The organism is Micromonospora sp. WMMB235 (assembly GCF_001855515.1).
Classification (GTDB): domain Bacteria; phylum Actinomycetota; class Actinomycetes; order Mycobacteriales; family Micromonosporaceae; genus Micromonospora; species Micromonospora aurantiaca.
Map to the genome: position 1 here is coordinate 4,120,557 of NZ_MDRX01000001.1, position 19,174 is coordinate 4,139,730.

At 73.7% G+C, this 19,174-nt stretch carries 19 protein-coding genes; 7 read left to right on the top strand and 12 right to left on the bottom strand.

Annotated elements, in window-relative coordinates; genetic code table 11:
* Positions 1-117 precede the first annotated feature (117 nt).
* Positions 118-2,178: a SpoIIE family protein phosphatase gene (locus BFV98_RS17885; RefSeq protein WP_030273524.1), complete on the top strand. Its 2,061-nt coding sequence runs from the start codon at positions 118-120 to the stop codon at positions 2,176-2,178.
* Positions 2,179-2,621: 443 nt separating this feature from the next.
* Here BFV98_RS17885 and BFV98_RS17890 read toward each other — a convergent pair whose 3' ends face one another.
* Positions 2,622-4,097, bottom strand: a complete 1,476-nt coding sequence (locus tag BFV98_RS17890) for an FAD-binding oxidoreductase (RefSeq protein ID WP_071097141.1) — start codon at positions 4,095-4,097, stop codon at positions 2,622-2,624.
* 100 nt (positions 4,098-4,197) lie between these two features.
* On the opposite strand from BFV98_RS17890, the gene BFV98_RS17895 reads away from it, so the two are divergent.
* Positions 4,198-6,291, top strand: coding sequence for a S9 family peptidase (locus tag BFV98_RS17895; RefSeq protein ID WP_071097143.1), 2,094 nt, complete (start codon positions 4,198-4,200; stop codon positions 6,289-6,291).
* Between the two features lie 84 nt (positions 6,292-6,375).
* On the opposite strand, the gene BFV98_RS17900 is transcribed toward BFV98_RS17895, so the two are convergent.
* From BFV98_RS17900 to BFV98_RS17945, 10 genes are all read right to left on the bottom strand, one after another.
* Positions 6,376-7,887, bottom strand: coding sequence for an FtsX-like permease family protein (locus BFV98_RS17900; protein WP_071097145.1), 1,512 nt, complete (start codon positions 7,885-7,887; stop codon positions 6,376-6,378).
* The gene (locus BFV98_RS17905; protein ID WP_013283530.1) at positions 7,884-8,585 is read right to left on the bottom strand and encodes an ABC transporter ATP-binding protein; all 702 of its coding nucleotides are present in this window, start codon (positions 8,583-8,585) and stop codon (positions 7,884-7,886) included. The genes BFV98_RS17900 and BFV98_RS17905 overlap by 4 nt, the downstream gene beginning before the upstream one ends.
* A complete protein-coding gene (locus tag BFV98_RS17910; protein WP_013283529.1) occupies positions 8,582-9,118 on the bottom strand; it encodes a PadR family transcriptional regulator in 537 nt (178 codons plus the stop codon). Before BFV98_RS17910 ends, BFV98_RS17905 begins: the two co-directional genes overlap by 4 nt.
* A 73-nt stretch (positions 9,119-9,191) precedes the next feature.
* Entirely contained in the window at positions 9,192-9,758 is a 567-nt protein-coding gene (locus tag BFV98_RS17915) for a TIGR03086 family metal-binding protein (protein WP_013283528.1), read from the bottom strand.
* Positions 9,759-9,812: 54 nt separating this feature from the next.
* A complete protein-coding gene (locus BFV98_RS17920) occupies positions 9,813-11,351 on the bottom strand; it encodes a SpoIIE family protein phosphatase (protein WP_013473506.1) in 1,539 nt (512 codons plus the stop codon).
* A gap of 2 nt (positions 11,352-11,353) precedes the next feature.
* On the bottom strand, positions 11,354-12,700 hold the full coding sequence (locus BFV98_RS17925) for a sensor histidine kinase (RefSeq protein WP_013283526.1): 1,347 nt from the start codon (positions 12,698-12,700) through the stop codon (positions 11,354-11,356).
* Positions 12,697-13,710 carry a SpoIIE family protein phosphatase gene (locus tag BFV98_RS17930; protein WP_013283525.1) on the bottom strand — a complete coding sequence of 338 codons (1,014 nt, stop codon included), beginning with the start codon at positions 13,708-13,710 and terminating at the stop codon, positions 12,697-12,699. Before BFV98_RS17930 ends, BFV98_RS17925 begins: the two co-directional genes overlap by 4 nt.
* Positions 13,707-14,126 carry an ATP-binding protein gene (locus BFV98_RS17935; protein WP_013283524.1) on the bottom strand — a complete coding sequence of 140 codons (420 nt, stop codon included), beginning with the start codon at positions 14,124-14,126 and terminating at the stop codon, positions 13,707-13,709. Before BFV98_RS17935 ends, BFV98_RS17930 begins: the two co-directional genes overlap by 4 nt.
* Positions 14,123-14,533, bottom strand: coding sequence for an STAS domain-containing protein (locus BFV98_RS17940; protein ID WP_013283523.1), 411 nt, complete (start codon positions 14,531-14,533; stop codon positions 14,123-14,125). Before BFV98_RS17940 ends, BFV98_RS17935 begins: the two co-directional genes overlap by 4 nt.
* A complete protein-coding gene (locus tag BFV98_RS17945; RefSeq protein WP_030273512.1) occupies positions 14,533-15,393 on the bottom strand; it encodes an STAS domain-containing protein in 861 nt (286 codons plus the stop codon). Before BFV98_RS17945 ends, BFV98_RS17940 begins: the two co-directional genes overlap by 1 nt.
* A gap of 159 nt (positions 15,394-15,552) precedes the next feature.
* Here BFV98_RS17945 and BFV98_RS17950 point away from each other — a divergent pair, with 159 nt between their 5' ends.
* Entirely contained in the window at positions 15,553-15,909 is a 357-nt protein-coding gene (locus BFV98_RS17950; protein WP_018789120.1) for an STAS domain-containing protein, read from the top strand.
* Positions 15,910-15,919: 10 nt separating this feature from the next.
* Here the strand turns inward: BFV98_RS17950 and BFV98_RS17955 are convergent, their stop codons facing one another.
* A complete protein-coding gene (locus BFV98_RS17955; protein ID WP_071097146.1) occupies positions 15,920-17,188 on the bottom strand; it encodes an MFS transporter in 1,269 nt (422 codons plus the stop codon).
* Between the two features lie 49 nt (positions 17,189-17,237).
* Here BFV98_RS17955 and BFV98_RS17960 point away from each other — a divergent pair, with 49 nt between their 5' ends.
* The 4 genes from BFV98_RS17960 (at position 17,238) to BFV98_RS17975 (ending at position 19,153) form a co-directional block, all read left to right on the top strand.
* Positions 17,238-17,921 (top strand): FadR/GntR family transcriptional regulator, encoded by a 684-nt coding sequence (locus tag BFV98_RS17960; protein ID WP_030273509.1) that lies wholly within the window; start codon positions 17,238-17,240, stop codon positions 17,919-17,921.
* Positions 17,922-17,961: 40 nt separating this feature from the next.
* Positions 17,962-18,432: a large conductance mechanosensitive channel protein MscL gene (gene mscL, locus BFV98_RS17965; protein ID WP_013283518.1), complete on the top strand. Its 471-nt coding sequence runs from the start codon at positions 17,962-17,964 to the stop codon at positions 18,430-18,432.
* A 77-nt stretch (positions 18,433-18,509) separates the two neighbouring features.
* Positions 18,510-18,758 carry a hypothetical protein gene (locus BFV98_RS17970; protein ID WP_013283517.1) on the top strand — a complete coding sequence of 83 codons (249 nt, stop codon included), beginning with the start codon at positions 18,510-18,512 and terminating at the stop codon, positions 18,756-18,758.
* A gap of 29 nt (positions 18,759-18,787) precedes the next feature.
* Positions 18,788-19,153, top strand: coding sequence for a hypothetical protein (locus tag BFV98_RS17975; protein WP_013283516.1), 366 nt, complete (start codon positions 18,788-18,790; stop codon positions 19,151-19,153).
* Positions 19,154-19,174 lie beyond the last annotated feature (21 nt).

The window sequence follows — 19,174 nt, forward strand, 5'->3', positions numbered from 1 at the left end:
GCCGCGCGATCCGTCGAGGTCACCGCGTGTGATCGCGCGTCACGTGCGGTATCGACCCGGGTGGCGGGTTCGGCCTGATGCTTGGCACCCGGGGTGGGCGCGGTGGAGGATACGAAGGTGTCAGCGGAGGCAGGGCCTGCTAGCGGCGGCGCGGACGAGCGCGTCCGCCGGGTCCGCCTCCCCGCCGACCGCCGCACCCCGGCGGCGGCCCGCGCGCTGGTCCGCACCATGCTGCTCGAAGCGCGTCTGCCCGAACTGCTGAACGAGGCGCTGCTGCTCACCACCGAGCTGACCACCAACGCCGTCGAACACGCGCGCACCGAACTGGACATCGAGGTCGACACCGACCGCAACGGCCTCACCGTGACAGTCACCGACTTCGCCTCCGGCCCGGTCGACGAGCTGATCGTGGGCGTGCGCAACACCACGTCCGACATCACCGAGGTCGCCGCCCGAGGGCGCGGCCTGCTGCTCGTCGACCACTTCTCCAGCCGGTGGGGCACCACGTACCTGCCCACCGGCAAGGGCGTCTGGTTCCGCCTGGACCGGCCCGGCCCCGGCGGGTCCGCCCGGCCGTCGGCCGGCCCACTGCGCGTCGCCGAACCGGAAGGAAACGGCGACGGTACGCCGAGCGCCGCGGCGATGAGTGAGCTGATGCAGCTCACCCCTGACGCGTACGCCGACGAGCCGCTGCCCGAGTTCGCCACCGGACTGCTGACCCGGGTCGCCGAGATGGTGGGCGCCGCCGGTGGCACGGTCCGGCTCGACCGGGGCGACGGACTCGGCACCCAGGTCTTCGCCCGGTACGGCCGGCCGGCGCGCGAGGGCAACGAGCTGCTGCGCGTCCCGCTCGCCGTGCACCGGCCGTACTCCGGTGAGCTGGAGCTGGACGCGGCGCCCTCGGCGTACGCCCGGCCGCTCGCCGTACTGGCCGCCGAACGGCTGTCGCTGCACCTGGAGAACGACCGGCTGCGCCGCGCCGACGTACGCCGCTCCACCTGGCTGACGTTCCTGGCCGAGGCCAGTGAACTGCTCGCCCAGTCGCTCGACGTCGAGCTGACCATGGCGCTCATCCCGCAGCTCGTGGTGCCCCGGCTCGGCCAGTGGTGCGCCGTGCACACCACCGACGAGTGGGGCCGCCTGCGGCTCGCCGCGTCGAGCCACGCCGACGAGGCGATGCTGCCGCAGCTGCACCGGATCCTCCAGGAGACCGGCCAGGACTCGATCCAGTCCCGGCTGCGCGAGGCGTCCCGCAACGCCGCCCAGGTGCCGCTCGGCGGGCCGATGGAGGGCTTCGCCGTACCGCTCATCGCCCGCGGCCAGCGGCTCGGCACCCTCGCCGTGGGCCGGCACCAGCGGCACCGGCACGACCCGGACGAGGTCTCGGTGCTGGAGGACGTGGCCCGCCGCGCCGCCCTCGCCATCGAGAACGCCCGCATCCACGCCGAGCGCCGCCGGGTCGCCCAGACGCTCCAGCAGTCGCTGCTGCCGCCGGTGCTCCCGGTGGTCGAGGGCATCGGCTTCGCCGCCGAGTATGTCCCGACCGGCGACGACGCGGAGGTCGGCGGCGACTTCTACGACGTGCTCCCGCTGCCGGACGGCCGCTGGCTCGTGGTGGTCGGCGACGTGTCCGGCAAGGGCGTGCAGGCCGCCGCCGTGACCGGCCTGGTCCGCGACGTGATCCGGGTGCTCGTCGGCGACGGCAAACCGCTGCCCGAGGTGCTCGGCCGGCTCAACGAGACGCTCGTGGAACGCGGCGGCGGGCGTTACTGCACGCTGGCGCTGGCGGCTGTCGCACCCGGCGACGGCGACCAGCTCGACGTCTCGCTGCACCTGGCCGGCCACGACCGCCCGGTGCTGCTGCACGGCGGTGGAGGGGCGACGTTCGTCGGCGCCGGCGGTACGGCGCTGGGCCTGCTCGACACGATCACCACGCCGACCGCCGAGCTGACACTCAAGCCCGGCGACGCGCTGATCTTCTACACCGACGGGGTCACCGAGCGGCGGCGCGGACGGGAGCTGTTCGGCACCGACCGGCTGCGCGAGTCGGCGGCGCCGCTGGCCGGGTACTCGGCCGACGTGGTGGCCGCTCGGCTGCGCGCCGCCACCATCGCCTTCTCAGTGGAGCCCCCACGCGACGACATCGCCATCCTGGTCCTCCGGAACGACACCCCCTAGCCCGCTCGCCCGCCCCGCCCCGCCCCGCGTCCGCTCCGGGTTCGGCGTCGGCGTCGGCGTCCGCCTCGACGATCATGAACTTAGCCGCTCATTTCGCCCGATTCCTCCCCGCCAACTTCATGGTCAACGAGCGCTCCCTCCTCCGCGCGGACGCCTCAGCCGTCGTTCGCGGCGCTCAGCTCGCCGTCGTGACCGTTGAGCCCGCCCCGTCGCGGCTGTTGAGCCCGCCCGTCGTGGCGCTCGCTCCCCGGCGCAGCCCTCCAGCCCTCCCCGTCTCGCCCTCAACTCCCCCTCGTGGCGCTTCCGCCCGCCCCAACGGCGGTGATCAAGGAGTTTGTGGCTCAGGAGGGCGCGAAATCTGACACAAACTCCTTGATCACCGAGTGAGGGCGGGCCGGGCGAGGGCCGGCGGGGACAGGGCCGGGCCAGGCGGGGCAGGTGGGTCAGAGGCCGCCGGGGAGGCGGCCGGGGGCCAGGCGGTGGTGCGGATCCAGGTGGGCCTTGGCGCTGCGCAGTCTCGGCAACGTGGGCAGCTCGCCCCAGAGGTCCACGGCACGGCGTACCGCCGCGGGCGCGGCCACCACCACGCACCGACCCCGCCGGGCGATCAGCACGCTGCGAACCGCGGTGAGGATCGAGGCGACCCGCTCGGGCGGAAGCGCGCCGGACAGGGCGGCGTGGACGGTGCCCGAGCCGGCCGAGCCGCGTACCGGCACCGGGCCGCCGGTGGCGTCGCGCAGCGCGTAGACGGCCGCGTGCAGGTCGTTGATCGGCACCTCGATGCGCAGCGCCGTGTCGCCGGGCGCGAACGGGTAACGCCCCCACCATTCCGGTGCGTGGTGGCTGACGATCGCCTCGGTGCCGAGGACGGCGGTGAGCCGCTCGGCCCGCTCGGTCACGTCGGCCGGGCCGCCCTCCAGCAGCACCACGAGGCTGCCCGCCGCGGGTCGTCCGGTCACGGCGGGATGGTCGGGGCGGTTGACCACCGACGGGTGCGTCGGCGGAATGCGACGCCGGGGCAGCGGCACCGGCACCGGCAGGTCCAGTTCGACGGCGGCGGGATCGACGCCCGCGGCCAGTACGGCACGGACCAGGTCGTGCACCTCCAGCGGTGTCCAGACCGGACGGGACACCCAGAGCCGGCCGGCCGGCACGGCGTGCACCCGCATGGTGGCCGAGACCAGCACGCCGAGCCCGCCCTGCGAGCCGCAGAGCAGCCGGGCCACGTCCAGCCCGGGCACCTCGCCCCGGCCGAGTATCGCGTCCCCGCCGCCGCGACCCGGATCGCCGCCGGCATCGCCCGCCGGACCGCGTCCACTCGCCCGGCCACCGCCGCTGCCAGGGGTGGCCCGGCCGAGCGCCTCCGTGCCGGACTCGCCGACGCTCACCAACTCGCCGTCGGCGTCCAGATAGCGCACCCCGACGAGCTGGGCGCACGGGCTGCCGTGCCGGTGACGCAGCGGACCGGACTCGTCAGCGGCGAGCACTCCGCCGAGCGTCGCGCCCGGCGAGGGCGCGTCGACAGGCAGCCGCCGGTTGGTGCGCGCAAGCGTGGCCTGGACGGCGCGCAGCGGCGTACCGGCGCCGATCTCGGCCACCGCCGCGCCGCGCGGCTCGTGCCAGACCCCGGCGAGGCGGCCGGTGTCGAGCATGATGTCCACCTGCGCCGGCGCGGCCCCCCAGTCGATCTTCGTCCCGGCGCCGCGCGGCACCACTGTCAGGTCGTGCGCCGCGGCCAGCCGCAACACCTCCGCCGCGGCGTGCGGGCCGCCCGGCACGGCCACCCATCGGGCGATACGGCCGGCCACCTCGTCGGCCGGGCCGGCGAAGCGGGCGAACGGGGTGCCGCAGATCGCGGCCAGCTTCCGGGTGATGTCGAGGGCTTCGAGTCGGTCGGTGGAACGTGCCGCATCCGCCATGGCGGTTATCGTACACATGTTCGAAAGACCTGGCGGCGAGTCGCCGGATTCGGTCGGCGGGCGAGCCCGGCGGCGGCCCGCCGACCGGTAACGTGGCGCCGTGACCGAAACCCCACCGCCCGTCGCCAAGCGCGTCCCGACCGAGCGCCTTCATCACGGTGACACAGTCCTCGACGAGTACGCCTGGCTCGCCGCCAAGGACGACCCGGACACGATCGCGTATCTGGACGCCGAGAACGCGTACACCGAGGCGCGCACCGCCCACCTGGCCGGCCTGCGCGCGGAGCTGTTCGAGGAGACGCGCCGGCGCACCCAGGAGACGGACCTGTCGGTGCCGACCCGCAAGGACGGCTACTGGTACTACACCCGCACGGTGGAGGGCCAGCAGTACGGCGTGCACTGCCGGCGCGCGGTCCTGCCGGGCGAGACGGCGCCCCCGGTCAGCGCGGACGGCGCCCCGCTCGACGGCGAGGAGGTGCTGCTCGACGGCAACCAGCTCGCCGAGGGGCACGACTTCTTCTCGCTCGGCGCGTTCGACGTCAGCCCGGACGGGCGCTGGCTGGCCTACTCCACCGACTTCTCCGGCGACGAGCGCTTCACGCTGCGGATCAAGGATCTGACCACCGGCGAGTCGCTGCCGGACGAGGTACCGGACACGTTCTACGGCACGGCCTGGTCCAGCGACGCGTCCACGCTGTTCTACGTGACTGTGGACGAGGCGTGGCGGCCGAACCGGGTCTGGCGGCACACCGTCGGCACGGCGTCCACCGAGGACGTGGTGGTCTACCAGGAGGACGACGAGCGGTTCTGGGTCGGCGTCGAGCTGACCCGCTCCGAGCGTTTCGTGGTCATCGACATCCACAGCAAGATCACCAGCGAGGTGTGGGTGATCCCGGCGTCCAACCCGACCGGCGAGCCCGCCGTCGTGGCCCCGCGGCGTCAGGGCATCGAGTACGCGGTGGAGCACCACGGCCACCGCTTCCTGATCCTGCACAACGACGGCGCGGAGGACTTCGCGCTGGCGTACACCCCGGCGGACTCGCCGGGCGAGTGGGAGCCACTGATCCCGCACACCCCTGGCACCCGGCTGGAGGCGGTCGACGCGTTCGAGAACCACCTCGTGGTGTCGCTGCGCACCAACGGCCTGACCGGCCTGCGGGTGCTGCCGGTGGGCACCGACGACAGCTGGGACATCGACTTCCCCGAGCCGATCTACAGCGTCGGGCTGGACGCCAACCCCGAGTACCGCACGAGCGAGGTGCGGCTGCGCTACACCTCGCTCGTCACCCCCGACTCGGTCTACGACTACGACCTGGTCACCCGGGAGCTGACGCTGCGCCGGCAGAAGCCGGTCCGCCCCGGGCCGGACGGGCGGGCGTACGACCCGGCCGACTACGAGCAGCACCGGGACTGGGCGCTCGCCGACGACGGCACCCGCGTACCGATCTCGCTCGTCTGCCGCCGCGACACCCCGCGCGACGGCTCGGCGCCCGCCGTCATCTACGGCTACGGGTCGTACGAGGCGAGCATGGACCCGTGGTTCTCGATCGCCCGGCTGAGCCTGCTCGACCGCGGCGTGATCTTCGCGGTGGCGCACATCCGGGGCGGCGGTGAGCTGGGCCGGCGCTGGTACGACGAGGGCAAGCTGCTGGCCAAGAAGAACACGTTCACCGACTTCGTGGCCTGCGCCCGGCACCTGGTGAAGGCGGGCTGGACGGCGAGCGACCGGCTGGTCGCCCGGGGCGCCTCGGCCGGCGGCCTGCTGATGGGCGCGGTGGCGAACCTCGCCCCGGACGCGTTCACCGGCATCGTCGCGCAGGTGCCGTTCGTGGACGCGCTCACCTCGATCCTCGACCCGTCGCTGCCGTTGACTGTCACCGAGTGGGAGGAGTGGGGCAACCCGCTCGACGACCCCGAGGTCTACGCGTACATGAAGTCGTACACGCCGTACGAGAACGTGGCCACCGTCGAATACCCGGCGATCTTGGCGGTGACCAGCCTCAACGACACGCGCGTGCTCTATCACGAGCCGGCCAAGTGGATCGCCCGGCTGCGGTCGCTCGCGCCGGCCGGCGACTACCTGCTCAAGACCGAGATGGGCGCGGGCCACGGCGGCCCGAGCGGCCGGTACGACTCCTGGCGCGAGGAGGCGTTCGTCAACGCCTGGATCCTCGACCGCGTCGGCCGCGCCTGAGGTGTAAGGAAGGGCCCCTTATTAACAGACGTCTGTTAATAAGGGGCCCTTCCTTACACGGGGGCCTGCTCGGCCGCTGACCGCTCAGCCCGCGCGCAGTTCCTCCACCGACGTCGCGGTGCGCAGGAACAGCAGGCCGGCCACGACCGTGCACAGCACCGCCGCCAGCCCGCCCGCCGCGAGCCAGGCCAGCTGATCCCACGGTACGTCCGGCGGAACTGTCGTCTTCGGCACCCATTCGGTACGGGTGTACCGCGCCGCGGTGGCCGGATCGCCGCACAGTTCCGAGCCGGCGTCGCAGATCGTCCGCGTGAAGCCGCCGTTGCTCGGTGCCGGCATGACGCCCCGGACCAGCAGGTAGCCGACCGTCAACGCGAGCCCGATCGCGGGTACGGCGGGGGCGAGCGCGGCCCAGAGCAGCGACCGGCCGATGGTGGCCCGTGGCACGCCGGTCGCCACCTGCGCCGCGTACGCCCGTCGCCGGCTGGTGATCCCCTCGACCACCGCCACGAGCAGCCCACCGCCGGCGATCGCCATCGCCACCAGGACCGCGAGGTCGACCAGGTTCATCGCGCCGAGGTAGAAGCCCGGGTCGGCCAATCCGGAGCCGGTGCGGCGGGTCACCTCGGCCTCGGCCTGGAAGTCGGCACGCAGCCCTGCGGCACCGGCGCCGAAGATCAGCGCGGCCAGCAACGCGGCGAAGGTGCGGCTGCCGGCCCACGGGTCGGCGGTCAGCCGGCGGGCGGCGAGCAGGGCGGCCGGGCCGCGTCCGTGCCGGTGCAGCAGCCGGCCGGTCCGGTACGAGATCCAGCCGGTGCCCGACACCACGCCGATCATCGCGGTCAGCCCGCCGACGACGAGCAATGTCGGCACCGGCCAGTCGGGGGCCACGGCGCCACGCCGTTCGTACCAGAGCAGGAGCGGGCGGATCGCGGCGAACATCGCCAGCGCGGCGAGGATGAGCACGCCCGGCCACGGCCAGGGCGCCCGGGTGCGGACCTTGCGCACGACGCCGAACGGGGTGGTGGCGACCCGCCGCAGCAGCAACGCGCTCACCAGCGCGGCGGCCAGCGGCAGGCCGAGCACGACGGCCGCCACCGCCACCGGGGCCGGGTGCACGTCGGTGGGCAGCGGCAGCCGCCCGTCCGCGTCGGGCCGGTGCAGCAGCCGGCGCCCGGCCAGGAAGACGGCCAGGCCGACGAGGGTGCCGAGCAGGCTCGCCACGCCGGTCTCGGCGACCGCGACCCGGGTGACCTGCCCGGGGGTGGCACCGGCCAGCCGGAACGCGGCCAGCCGCCGGTCCCGGCCCGGCGCGCCGAGGCGGGCGCACTGCCCGGCCAGCCCCAGGACCGGTACGCAGAGCAGCAGCAACGCGAACGCCACGCCGGGGCGCAGACCGGGTTCCCGCAGCAGGGCGTTGGTGTACTGGTCGGAGTTGAGCCCTTCGTCGCCGGACGGCTTCACCACCGACAGCACGGTCAGCGCGGCCAGCCCGGCCAGCGTCGCGAGCGCGGCGCTCACCGCCGTGAGCACCACCCGTGCGATGTCGGTGCGGGTGCCCGCCAGCACGAGACGCAGCAGCGTCCCCGGCCTCACCGCGACCCGCCCGGCAGCGCCGGGTCGAGCCCGAGCCCGGTGTGGTCGACCATGCCGTCGCGCAGGCTGACCTCCCGGTCCGCGTACGCGGCGATGCGCGGCTCGTGCGTCACCAGCACGACTGTGGTGCGCTGCTCGCGGGCCAGCCGGACCAGTTGAGTGAGCACCTGCTCGCCGGCCAGCGTGTCGAGCGCGCCGGTCGGCTCGTCGGCGAAGATCACCCGTGGTTCGGTGACGAGCGCCCGGGACAGCGCGCAGCGTTGCTGCTGCCCGCCGGACATCTCACCGGGCCGGGCGTCGGCGACGTCGGCCACGCCGAGCCGGTCCAGCCAGGAGAGCGCCGCCGTCCGCGCCGCTCGCCGCCCCGTGCCGGCGAGCAACAGCGGGAGCGCGACGTTCTCCGCGGCGGTCAGCTCGGCGACGAGCTGGCCGAACTGGAACAGCACCCCGAATTCGGTACGGCGCAGCCGCGAGCGGGCCGCCTCCGACCACGTGTCGATCCGTTCTCCGCGCCAGGTGACCTGACCGGCGTCGGGGCGCAGGATGCCGGCGAGACAGTGCAGCAGCGTGGACTTGCCGCAGCCGCTCGGGCCGGTGACCGCGACGATCTCGCCTTCGGCCACGTCGAGCGTCACACCGCGCAGCGCGGGGTTGTGACCGTAGGCGCGGACCACTCCGCGCGCTTGCAGGAACGTCACGTGCGCACCTCCCGGTGCCAGTCGGCGACCCGGTCGAGGGTGGTGTGCAGCCACCGGAGATCGGCGTCGAGGTGGGCGATGGCGAAGTCGGCGGCGACCACCTCGTCGAGGCGGGCGCCGGGGGCCGTCTTCAGCGCGGTCAGTTCGCGCAGGCGTTGCGTGTGCGCCTGCCGCTGCGCGATCAGGTAGACGCGGGCCTGGTCGACGTCGGCCACCAGGAGCGCGACCACCACCTTGGCGAAGAGCGTGCTGGCCACGTACGGCATCGGCGGCTCGACGGTGCCGAGCCAGTGGTCCAGCGCCGCCCGCCCGTCCTCGGTGAGCGCGTACGAGGTGCGGTCCGGTCCGCCCTCGCGGGTCTGCCCGGCCGTGGCCACGAGGCCGTCGCGGCACAGGCGGGCCAGTGTCGCGTAGACCTGCCCGAAGGCGAGCGGCCGGGCGCGGGGCAGCCGCTCGTCGTGCGCGCGCTTCAGCTCGTAGCCGTGGCGCGGGCCGGCGGCGAGCAGCCCGAGCAGGACGTGCGACGTGGACACGCCCCTACTATTCGCTGAGCGAATAGTGGTGTCAAGAACGGCCCGCGCGGCGCACCACGCGGGCCGTCGGAGTTCAGCGGGTCCAGGCCGGGTCGCGCCCGGCCCGGCCGAGCAGCGCGTCCATGCTGTCCGGTGCCGCGCCGGTGGGCACCGGCGGGCCGAACGCGCCCATCTTCTGCCCCGTGTCGCCCATCCGGTCCATGAACTCGTGCCCCGCGGCCACCACTGCCGGGTCCACGGTCAGCTCCTGGCCGGTGGCCCGCGCCAGGTCCCATCCGTGGACGGTGAGGTCGATCAGGGCCATCATGCCGACCGTCTCCTGCGGCAGTCCCATGCCGGGGGAGACCCCCTCCTGTGTGGCCGGGTCGGACCACGCCTCGGTCAGCCGGGCCGCCTCGGTCGCGAACCGGTCCCGCCAGCCGTCGGTCAGGTGGTCGGTCTTGCCGGACCAGTCGACCTCCTCCTGGCGGGCCAGCGCCTGGAAGTTGACCACCACGTCGAACAGGTGGCCCAGCAGGTCGCGCACTGTGTAGTCCGGGCAGGGGGTGGGCAGGACGAGTTGGTCGTCGGAGATGCCGCGCACCACAGCGGCCGTACGCGGCGCCGCGACGGCGAGCAGTTCACTGGTCTTGGTATTCATCGGGCCAGCGTATGAGGACGGCGTCGATCGGCCCCACTTCTCAGGACCAGGGGATCAGCGGCGACGGACCGCTACCACAGCGACGTCGTCGTGGATCTCCGGCGGCGCCAGCTCGACGAGCAGCCGCCGGCAGAAATCGTCCAGGTCGTCGTCCACCCGGGTGGCGGCCACGCCGAGCGCCGCCATGCCGTCGTCGATCGTGGCGTCCCGCCGTTCGATCAGCCCGTCGGTGTAGAGCACGAGCGTGGCCCCGGCGGGCAGCACGAACTCCAGGTCCGGCGGGCGCGGCGCGCGTACGCCGAGCAGGGGCGCGGACTGCGTCACGAACTCGACCCTCCCGTCCCGGCTGAGCAACGCCGGCAGGTGCCCGGCGCTGGCCAGCCGGACCAGCCCGGTCGGCGGGTGGAGCAGCAGCACGCAGATGGTGGCCAGCTCGGTCGGCAGCAGGTTGCGCATCAGCTCGTTGACCCGGTCCAGGATCACGCCCGGCTGGTGCCCCTCGACCGCGTACGCTCGTACCGCGTGCCGCAGCTCGGCCATCACCGTGGCGGCGTGCAGCGAGTGCCCGGCCACGTCACCGATCGCCACGAGCAGGTGGCCGTCGAGCATCACCAGCTCGTAGAAGTCGCCGCCCACCTCGGTCTGCGCGCTCGCCGGCTCGTACCGGACGGCCAGGTCCAGGCCGACGACGTCGGGCAGCCGCTGCGGCAGCAGGCTGCGCTGCAACGTCACAGCGATCCGGTGCTCCTCGTCGAAGGACCGCTGCGCCTCGACCGCCGAGGCGACCGCCTGGGCGAGCTGCACCAGCACCGGCGTGCGTACGGTCTGGGTGGCGGTCGGCACCACCACGTAGAGCGGGGCCCGGTCCTCGCGCAGCCGGGAGGCGGCGACGGTCACGGTGTCGCCGTCCGGCCAGCCGGCCAGCGCCCAGTTGGCCGGCTCGTCGACGCGTACCCGGGTGCCGATCGGCACTCCGGTGTCGTCCACCACCCACGGCACGATGGTGGCCGGTGTGTGCGGGTCGGCCGCCACGCCCGCCAGGCAGTCCCCGTCGAACGTCTCGGCGACCACCGCCGCCGGGGCATTGAAGATCCGCGCCGCGCCGCTCGCGGCGGCCTCCAGCAGCCGGACGAAGTTCGGCGTCGCGTGCATCTCCACAGTGGCGTCGGCGAGCGCGGCGAGCCGTTCGGCGAGCTGCTCGGCCCGCCGCCGGGCCTGGTAGTAGCGCAGCACCGCGTGGGCGGTGGCGACCAGTTCCTCCGGCTCGATCGGCTCGGCCAGGTAGGCGTCCGCGCCCCGGGTGAGACCCTGCGCCCGGTCGACCACGTCGACCGCGTGCGCGGAGACGTGGATGACCGGGATCGACGGGTGCGCCTCCTTGATCCGCTCGCACACCTCGAAGCCGCTCATGTCCGGCAGACGGACGTCGAGCACCACGAGGTCGATGTGTTCCCGGTCCACCCGCTCCAGCGCCGCCGTGCCGTTCTCGGCCTCGACGGTGACGAAGCCGGCCCGGGTCAGCCAGTTGACCAGCAGGTATCGCTTGGGGCCGCTGTCGTCGACCACAAGCACGGTCACCGGCCCGCCGTCCACCGTCACGCTCCGCCCGCGGGGAGGACCACTGTGAACGTGCTGCCCCGGCCGGGTTCGCTGGTCAGCTCCAGCGTCCCGCCGAGCAGCGTGATCAGCCGGCGCGCGTACGGCAGGCCGAGCCCGGTGCCACCGACCCGGGTCGTGCCGGGCACCTGGTAGAACTCCTCGAAGACCCGTTCGTGCAGCTCCGGCGGGATGCCCACGCCGGTGTCGGTGACCGACAGCGTCCACTGGCCGCCGCGGCGCTCGGCGCGCAGGCGTACCTCGCCGCGTTCGGTGAACTTCAGTCCGTTGTGCAGCAGGTTGCGCAGCACCTGGGCGAGCAGCACCTCGTCCGAGCGCACAGTGGCCGGGGCCGGCGGTTCCTCGACCACCAGCTCCACCTCGGGGCGCGCGGCGAGCGCCCGCAGCGTGCCGCGCAACTGCCCGAACACGGCGCGCAGATCGACGTCGGACCAGTCCGGCTCGATCCGGCCCGACTCCGCCTTGGCCAGGTCGAGCAGCTCGTTGACCAGCCCCAGCAGGTCGCCCGCCGAGGAGCGGATCAGCCCCACCTGACGGGCCTGCTCGCCGGTGAGCGGGTCGGAGGCGGAGTCGGCGAGCAGCCGGGCCAGGCCGATGATCGCGGTGACCGGGGCGCGCAGCTCGTGGCTGACGTTCGCCAGGAACCGGCTCTTCGACTCGCTCGCGGCCCGCAGCTGGGCGGACTTCTCGTCCAGCTCGGCGTAGAGCGCCACCACACCGCGGTTGGTCTCCTCCAGCTCCTCGGTGAGCTGGTTGTAGAGCGCCATCACTCCGTGGTTGGTCTCCTGGAGTTCGGAGTTCAGCACCGCCAGCTCGTCGCGCTGGCTGCGTACCTCGTCGAGGGCGGCGATGAGCTGCGCGTTCTGGGCGGCCAACTCGTCCAGCGCGGAACCCGGCGCGCGCTCGGCCAGCTCGGCGCGGAGCTCGGCGGCGCGCTCGGCCGTCAGCTCCTCGGCGTGGTCGGGCACTCGTCGGGACATCCTCACGACGGTATCGCCCTCGACGGCCACCACCCGCAACGTGTCCACCAGACGCGCGACGGCGCCGGACTGCGGCTCGTACCGTCCACCGGGGAGCGGACGCAGCGGCGACAGGTCCACCTGGAGGACCCGGCGGCCGACCGCGTCCCGGTCGAGGGCGAACGTCACGTCCGCGCCGTCGGCCCCGTGCAACAGTTCCCGGGCCACCTCGCTGAGGGCGGTGGCGATCCGTACCTGGTCCTGATGTTCCAGCCCGACCGCCGCGGCCACCTCCCGGCCACGCTGCCGGACCAGGAAGATGTCCTGCTCCACCCGGAGCGCGAGGTGCAGGAGGGGCTCGGTCATGCCGCCCCCCGGGCCACCAGGACGCAGGCGTCGTCACGGCGGACACCGGCGTCGCGCAGCAGGGTCGCGGCGGCCAGCAGCGGGTTGCGGCCGGCGAGCCCGGGATAGTCGTCCAGATCCCAGCGGTCCACCACTCCGTCACTGTGCATGACCAGGGTGGCGTCGCGCGAGAAGGGGTAGTCGTACCCGCGGATCGCCGGACGCTGGTGCCCGGCGATGCCCGGCAGCGAGACCAGCCCGCGCCGCCGCTCGCCCGGCGCGACGATCATCGCGGCGATGTTGCCCAGCCCGGCGTAGCGGAGCACTCCGGCGGCCGGATCCGGTTCGGCCACCGCGAGCGCGGCGCCCCGGGTGTGCGAGATGGCGGCGTGCAGGTGCCGCACCACGACGTCCGGCGGTCCGTCCGGCGCCGAGCGGAACGCGGACACGGCGGCACCTGTGGCGGCGGCGGCGAGCGGCCCGTGGCCCAGCCCGTCGGAGACCAGCACCTGCCGCCGGCCGCCGACCTGACGGACCGCGTACCCGTCGCCGCTTGTCTGCTCGCCGGTGATCGGCCGGGCCAGCCCGCCCGCCCAGTCCGGCTCCGGCGGTGCGGCGTCCCAGACCTGGACGACCAGGACCGTGCCCCGCCCCGGCGACGAGTAGCCGTCGAACCGGCTCGACTGCCGGGTGATCGCGCCGAGCCCGATGCCGAGCGTGCCGGCGGTGGAGTGGCCGTCGGCGGAGGAGAGCGTGAGGTCGGCCATGCCGGGGCCGGAGTCGATCGCGACCAGCTCCACACCGGCTCGCCCGCCCCGGCGTGCCGGACGCATCAGGAGCGTGCCCTCGCGGGCGTGCTTGACCAGGTTGCTGGTGATCTCGGCGGTGACGATGGCCAGGTCCGCGACGCGCGCCGCGCTCAGTTCGAGCTGCCGGCCGAGACGCTCGGCCGCCCGGCGTACGCTGCCGGCGGTCGCGCCGGTGTCGACCCGGAACCAGATGCCGTGGTCGGGCACCACGTCGGCGATCATCGCGACCACTTGGTGACGGTGATCCGCGTCCCCTCGCCGACAGCCGTCCGGATGTCGAAGTCGTCGACGAGCCGGCGGGCGCCGCTCAGTCCCAGGCCCAGCCCGCCGCCGGTGGTGTAGCCGTCGGTGAGCGCCAGGTCGAGGTCGGGGATGCCCGGGCCCTCGTCGGCGAAGACGATCCGCACGCCGCGCCGGCGGCCGTCGGACACGGTGCTCACCTCGGCGCTGCCCCCGCCACCGTAGATCAGCGTGTTGCGGGCCAGCTCGCTGGCGGCGGTGACGAGCTTCGTCTGGTCCACCAGGGAGAGGCGGACCGCGACGGCTGTGGTACGCGCCAACTGCCGGACCCGCACCACGTCCTCGTCGCTGCGGATCGCCTGGGTCGCCGGCACACCCAGGTCGACGCCCGTGGTCATGCCGTCGCCGTCGTCTCGGTGTCCTCGTCGTCGGCCGCCTCGTCCCACTCGTCGGCGCGGCTGGCCGCGATCAGCTCCATGCCGCGCTCGACGTTCAGCGCGGTACGGATGCCGTTGAGCGACAGCCCCAGCTCGACGAGCGTGATGGCGACGGCCGGGCGCATGCCGACCACCACCGTCTCGGCGTCCAGCACTTTCGAGATGGACGCGATGGTGGACAGCATCCGGCCGACGAAGGAGTCGACGATGTCCAGCGCCGTGATGTCGATGATCACGCCGTGGCAGCCGGTGGCGACGATCCGCTCGGCCAGGTCCTCCTGCAACTGGACCGCCGTCTGGTCGGACATGTCGACCTGGATGGAGACCAGCAGGATGTCGCCGATCTTGAGGATCGGCACCCGTTCCATCAGGACTCCCGGCGCGGGCGGCGAGCGGTGGTCTCGACCCCGGTCAGGCGCAGCACGTGGCGCAGCGCGTCGGCGAGGCTCGCCTTGGTGGCGATGTCACCGAACTCGATACCGAGGGCCACGATCGTCTGGGCGATCTGCGGGCGGATGCCGGAGATGATGCAGTCGGCGCCCATCAGCCGGGCGGCCACCACGGTCTTGAGGATGTGCTGCGCGACCTGCGTGTCCACCGCCGGTACGCCGGTGATGTCGATGATCGCGTACGGCGAGCCGGTGTCGACGAGCGTCTGGAGCAGCCGCTCCATCACCACCTGGGCGCGGGCCGAGTCCAGCGTCCCGACCAGCGGGACGGCGACCACGCCCTCCCAGAGCTTCACCACCGGGGTGGACAGCTCCAGGAGCTGCTCCGCCTGGTCGGCGATCAGGCTCTCGCGGGCCCGGACGAACGTCTCGAACGTGAACAGGCCCATCTGGTCGATGAGCGCGGAGAAGGAGACGAAGTCGCGCAGGGTCTCGTCGCCCTTCTCCTCCTCCATCAGCTCCAGCAGGGTGTCCTTGAGCGCGAACACGCTGATCGCGGTCTCGGTGGCGGAGAATCCCTGGCGGGCCCGGTTGGTGGACAGCTCGGACAGCACCGCCCGCAGCTCACCACCGTGCTCGTCGGCCAGGTCGGAGACGCCCTGCCGGCCGGCGTCGACCAGCGCGCGGTGCAGCTCCTGGACCTGCCGCGCCAGCTCGGCCCGGCTCAGACGACCGCGCAGCGAACTGCCGACGATCTCCGTCCAGCGGTTGGTCAACCGGTCCGCGTGCTGACTGAGCAGGTGGGCGAGCCGACCACCCTGTTCGGCGCTCAACGCCATGGTGACCTCCCTGATTTGGACGGGCGGACTCTATCACCGGAGGCCGGGGCGCTACTTGTCACGGAGCAAAGAATGATCGACCGCACCCGTGACCGCTCCCGTTCTGCGCGTCGCGCCCATCGTGGGATACCGTTTCCCCCGAACACAGGAGGTCGACGAATGTCCTTGACGGTGCACACGGAACAGCGCGGCGACGTGGTCGTCGTGTCGGTCGCGGGCGAGCTCGACATGGCCACGGCACCGCAGCTCCAGGACCAGATCACGGATCTGCTGGACAAGGGGCGCAGTCGCCTCGTCTTCGACCTGGCCGAGGTGTCGTTCTGCGACTCCACCGGCCTGTCGGTGTTCGTCCGGGCGAAGAACAACTGCGACGAGGCGGGCGGCGTGGTCCGGCTGGCCGCCCCGCAGCGCGGCGTGCTGCGCATCCTCGAGGTCAGCGGCCTGGTCGAGGTGCTGCACACGTACCCGACGGTCGAGCAGGCCGTCGCGGGCGATCCCACCCCGGCCTCCTCCTGACCGATCCCGCTCAGCGCTCGTCCTCGATGTAGCGGGGACGGGCGATCACCATGCCCGCCGCCGTCTGCACGGCCAGCGCCACCAGCAGGAAGCCGATCGGGGCGGTCCAGCCGCCTGTCGCCTCGTAGAGGATGCCCACCAGCAGCGGCCCGAGCGCCGCGATCACGTACCCGGTGCTCTGCGCGAACGCGGACAGCGCCACGGTGCCCTCGGCGGTCCGGGCGCGCAGCCCGATCGTGGTCAGGATGAGCGGGAACGCGCCCTGGCCGAGCGCCAGCAGCAACACCCACAGCGGCGCCAGGCCGTGCGGGGCGAGCGCCAGACCGGCGTACGCGGCGGCGGAGAACACGGTCAGCGACAGCACCAGCGGGCGGAGCGTGGCCAGCCGTCCGGCGAGCGCCGGCATCATCAGCGCCACCGGCACGCCCAGCGCGGTCACCCCGGCGAGCAGCAGCCCGGCCGTCTCCGGCCGGTATCCGGCGTCCCGGAAGAGCTGGGCCAGCCAGCCCATGATCGCGTACCCGCTGAGCGACTGCGCCCCGAAGTAGACCGCCATGGCCCAGCCGAGCCGGGTCCGCCCCGGCTGCACGCGGGCCGGGGCGGCGACCGCCACCGCCGGGGGCGCGGCCCGTCGCGCGGCGCGGGCGCGCAGCGCCAGCGGCACCCACGGGAGTACGGCCAGCGCGGCCAGCCCGGCCCAGATGCCGAGTCCGGCCCGCCAGGAGCCGAACGCGTGCGCGACCGGCACGGCGGAGGCGGCGGCCACCGTCGTGCCCACAGTCAGGGCCATCGTGTACGCCCCGGTGACCAGTCCGGTGCGGTGCGGGAAGTGCTGCTTGACGAGCATCGGCAGCAGGATGTTCGCCACCGCGATGCCGGCCAGCGCGAGCGCGCTGGTGAGCACGAAGACCGCCGCCGAGCCGGTGACCGCGCGCAGCACCTGCCCGGCGGTGAGCGCCACCATGGCCACCACCAGCACCCGAGGCGCGGCCCAGCGGCGGACCAGCCACGGGGTGAGCGCGCCGAGTCCGGCGAACGCGATGGTGGGCAGCGTGGTGACCAGGCCGGCCATCGCGCCCGAGAGGCCCAGACCGACCCGGATCTCGTCGAGCAGGGCGCCGAGGCTGGTCACCGCGGCCCGCAGGTTCAGCGCGACCAGCAGCATCCCGGCGAGCACGAGCAGACCGCCCCGGACCGGGCCGGCCGCCGGGGCGGGGCCCGCCGCGGGTGTGACGCCGGGGGCGGGCACTGTCGCGGCGGGCGCAGGTGGCGGAGTCATGACCTCGAACCTACAATCATGGGATGAATTTCGGCACGAGGTGTAACCGGTGACACCCGCCGTGGATTCCGTCGCCGTGCCTCCGCGCGGTCACCGGGTCCGGCAGACGATCGAGCAGCTCCGGGAACGGATCCTCGGCGGCGAGTGGCCGGTGGGCGGGCGCATCCCCACCGAGCCGCAACTGGTCGCCGCGCTCGGCGTCGGGCGGAACACGGTCCGTGAGGCGGTCCGCGCGCTCGTGCACGCCGGGGTGCTGGAGTGCCGACAGGGCTCCGGCACCTACGTGGTGTCGACCGACGAGCTGGCGCCGGTGGTGGCCCGCCGGCTCACCGACGACCGGATGACCGAGGTGATCGAGGTCCGGCGCGCGTTCGAGGTGGAGGCCGCCCGGCTCGCCGCGCTGAGGCGTACCCCCGAGGACCTGGCGGCGCTCGACGGCGCGCTCGCGGCCCGCGAGGCCGCGTGGTGCGGCGGCCGGGTGGACGAGTTCGTGGAGGCGGACGCCGCGCTGCACACGGTCGTGGTGGCGGCCGCGCACAACGCCATGCTCGCCGAGCTGTACGCCTCGGTCGGCGCCGCGCTGCGCAGCACGGTGGCCCAGGCGATGGGTGAGGCGCTCACTCCGGAGCGGTACGTGGACCACGGCCGGCTGGTCGAGGCGATCCGGGCCGGCGACCCGCAGCGGGCGGCGATCGAAGCCGGTGCTTTTCTCGAAGGGCCCGCCGGGGCATAGGTTGTCCCCGACGCAGACTCATCAGGGCACGGGAGTACGGATGCTCAAGGGCTTCAAAGACTTCATCATGCGCGGCAACGTCGTCGACCTGGCGGTCGGTGTCGTCATCGGCGCCGCGTTCACCGGCGTGGTTACCCAGCTCACCAAGTCGTTCCTGGAACCGCTGGTACGCGTGTTCATCGCGCTGATCACCGGCAGCAAGGACGGCCTCAGCGGCTCGACCCCGAAGTTCCGGGGCATCCCGTTCGACTGGGTGGCCTTCGTCAACGCGGCGATCACGTTCGTGCTCACCGCGGCGGCGCTCTACTTCCTCGTCGTCTACCCGATGAACAGACTCGCCGAGCGGCGCAAGCGCGGCGAGGAGCCGCCGCCCTCGGCCCCCAGCGAGGAGGTCAAGCTGCTCACCGAGATCCGGGACGCGCTGCTCGCCGGCAACCACGGCACGCCCGGCCAGCGCAGCGCCCTGGACGACGTGCTCGGCCGCCGGCAGGAGCCGCCCGCGCCGCGCTGACGCCATAGCCAATCGGCCCCCGCGACGATCTCGCGGGGGCCGACGTGTATCGAACACATGTTCGATAGAGTCCGGGCATGGAGCAGCGTAGGCACTGGTGGAACGGGAAATGGGGACGCCTCGCCCGGCGTGACGTCTTCCTCCGGGTGGACGGCGACCGCTGGCACGTCGAGCAGCGGGCCGGCGGTGCCGAGGGGATCTCCCGCTTCTACGAGCACGCCAGCGTCGAGGAGGCCGAGGAGACGATCCGGGCGCTGCTGGACGGCACCGACACCTGGCGCGAGCTGTCCCCCCGCCCGCCGGGCGGCTGGGCCCCCTCCGTTTAGCTCCCGCGCGCCCCGGGAACCGCTTCTGCATGAGCCAGCAGCAGGACACCGTCTCCCGGGTCACCACCGGCATGCGGGTGGTCGACTCCGCAGGCGTCGAGGTGGGCACAGTCGATCTCGTGCAGCGCGGCGACCCGGCCGCGGTGACCGTGCAGGCGCCCGCCCCGGTCGACCCGGGCAGCAGCCTGGACGAGCTGATCGAGTCGGCGGCGGCCGAGGAGCCGGACGTACCGGCCGACCTGGCCGCCCGGCTGCTCCGCGACGGCTACCTCAAGGTCTCCACCGAGCTGGTCCGCACCGGCGCGGTCTACGTGCTGGCCGACCGGATCGCCGCGGTGGGCGACGGCGCGGTACGCCTCACCGTCCCGGCCGCGGAGCTGCCCGCCGAGGAGTGACACCCGGGGTCGAATGCGCCG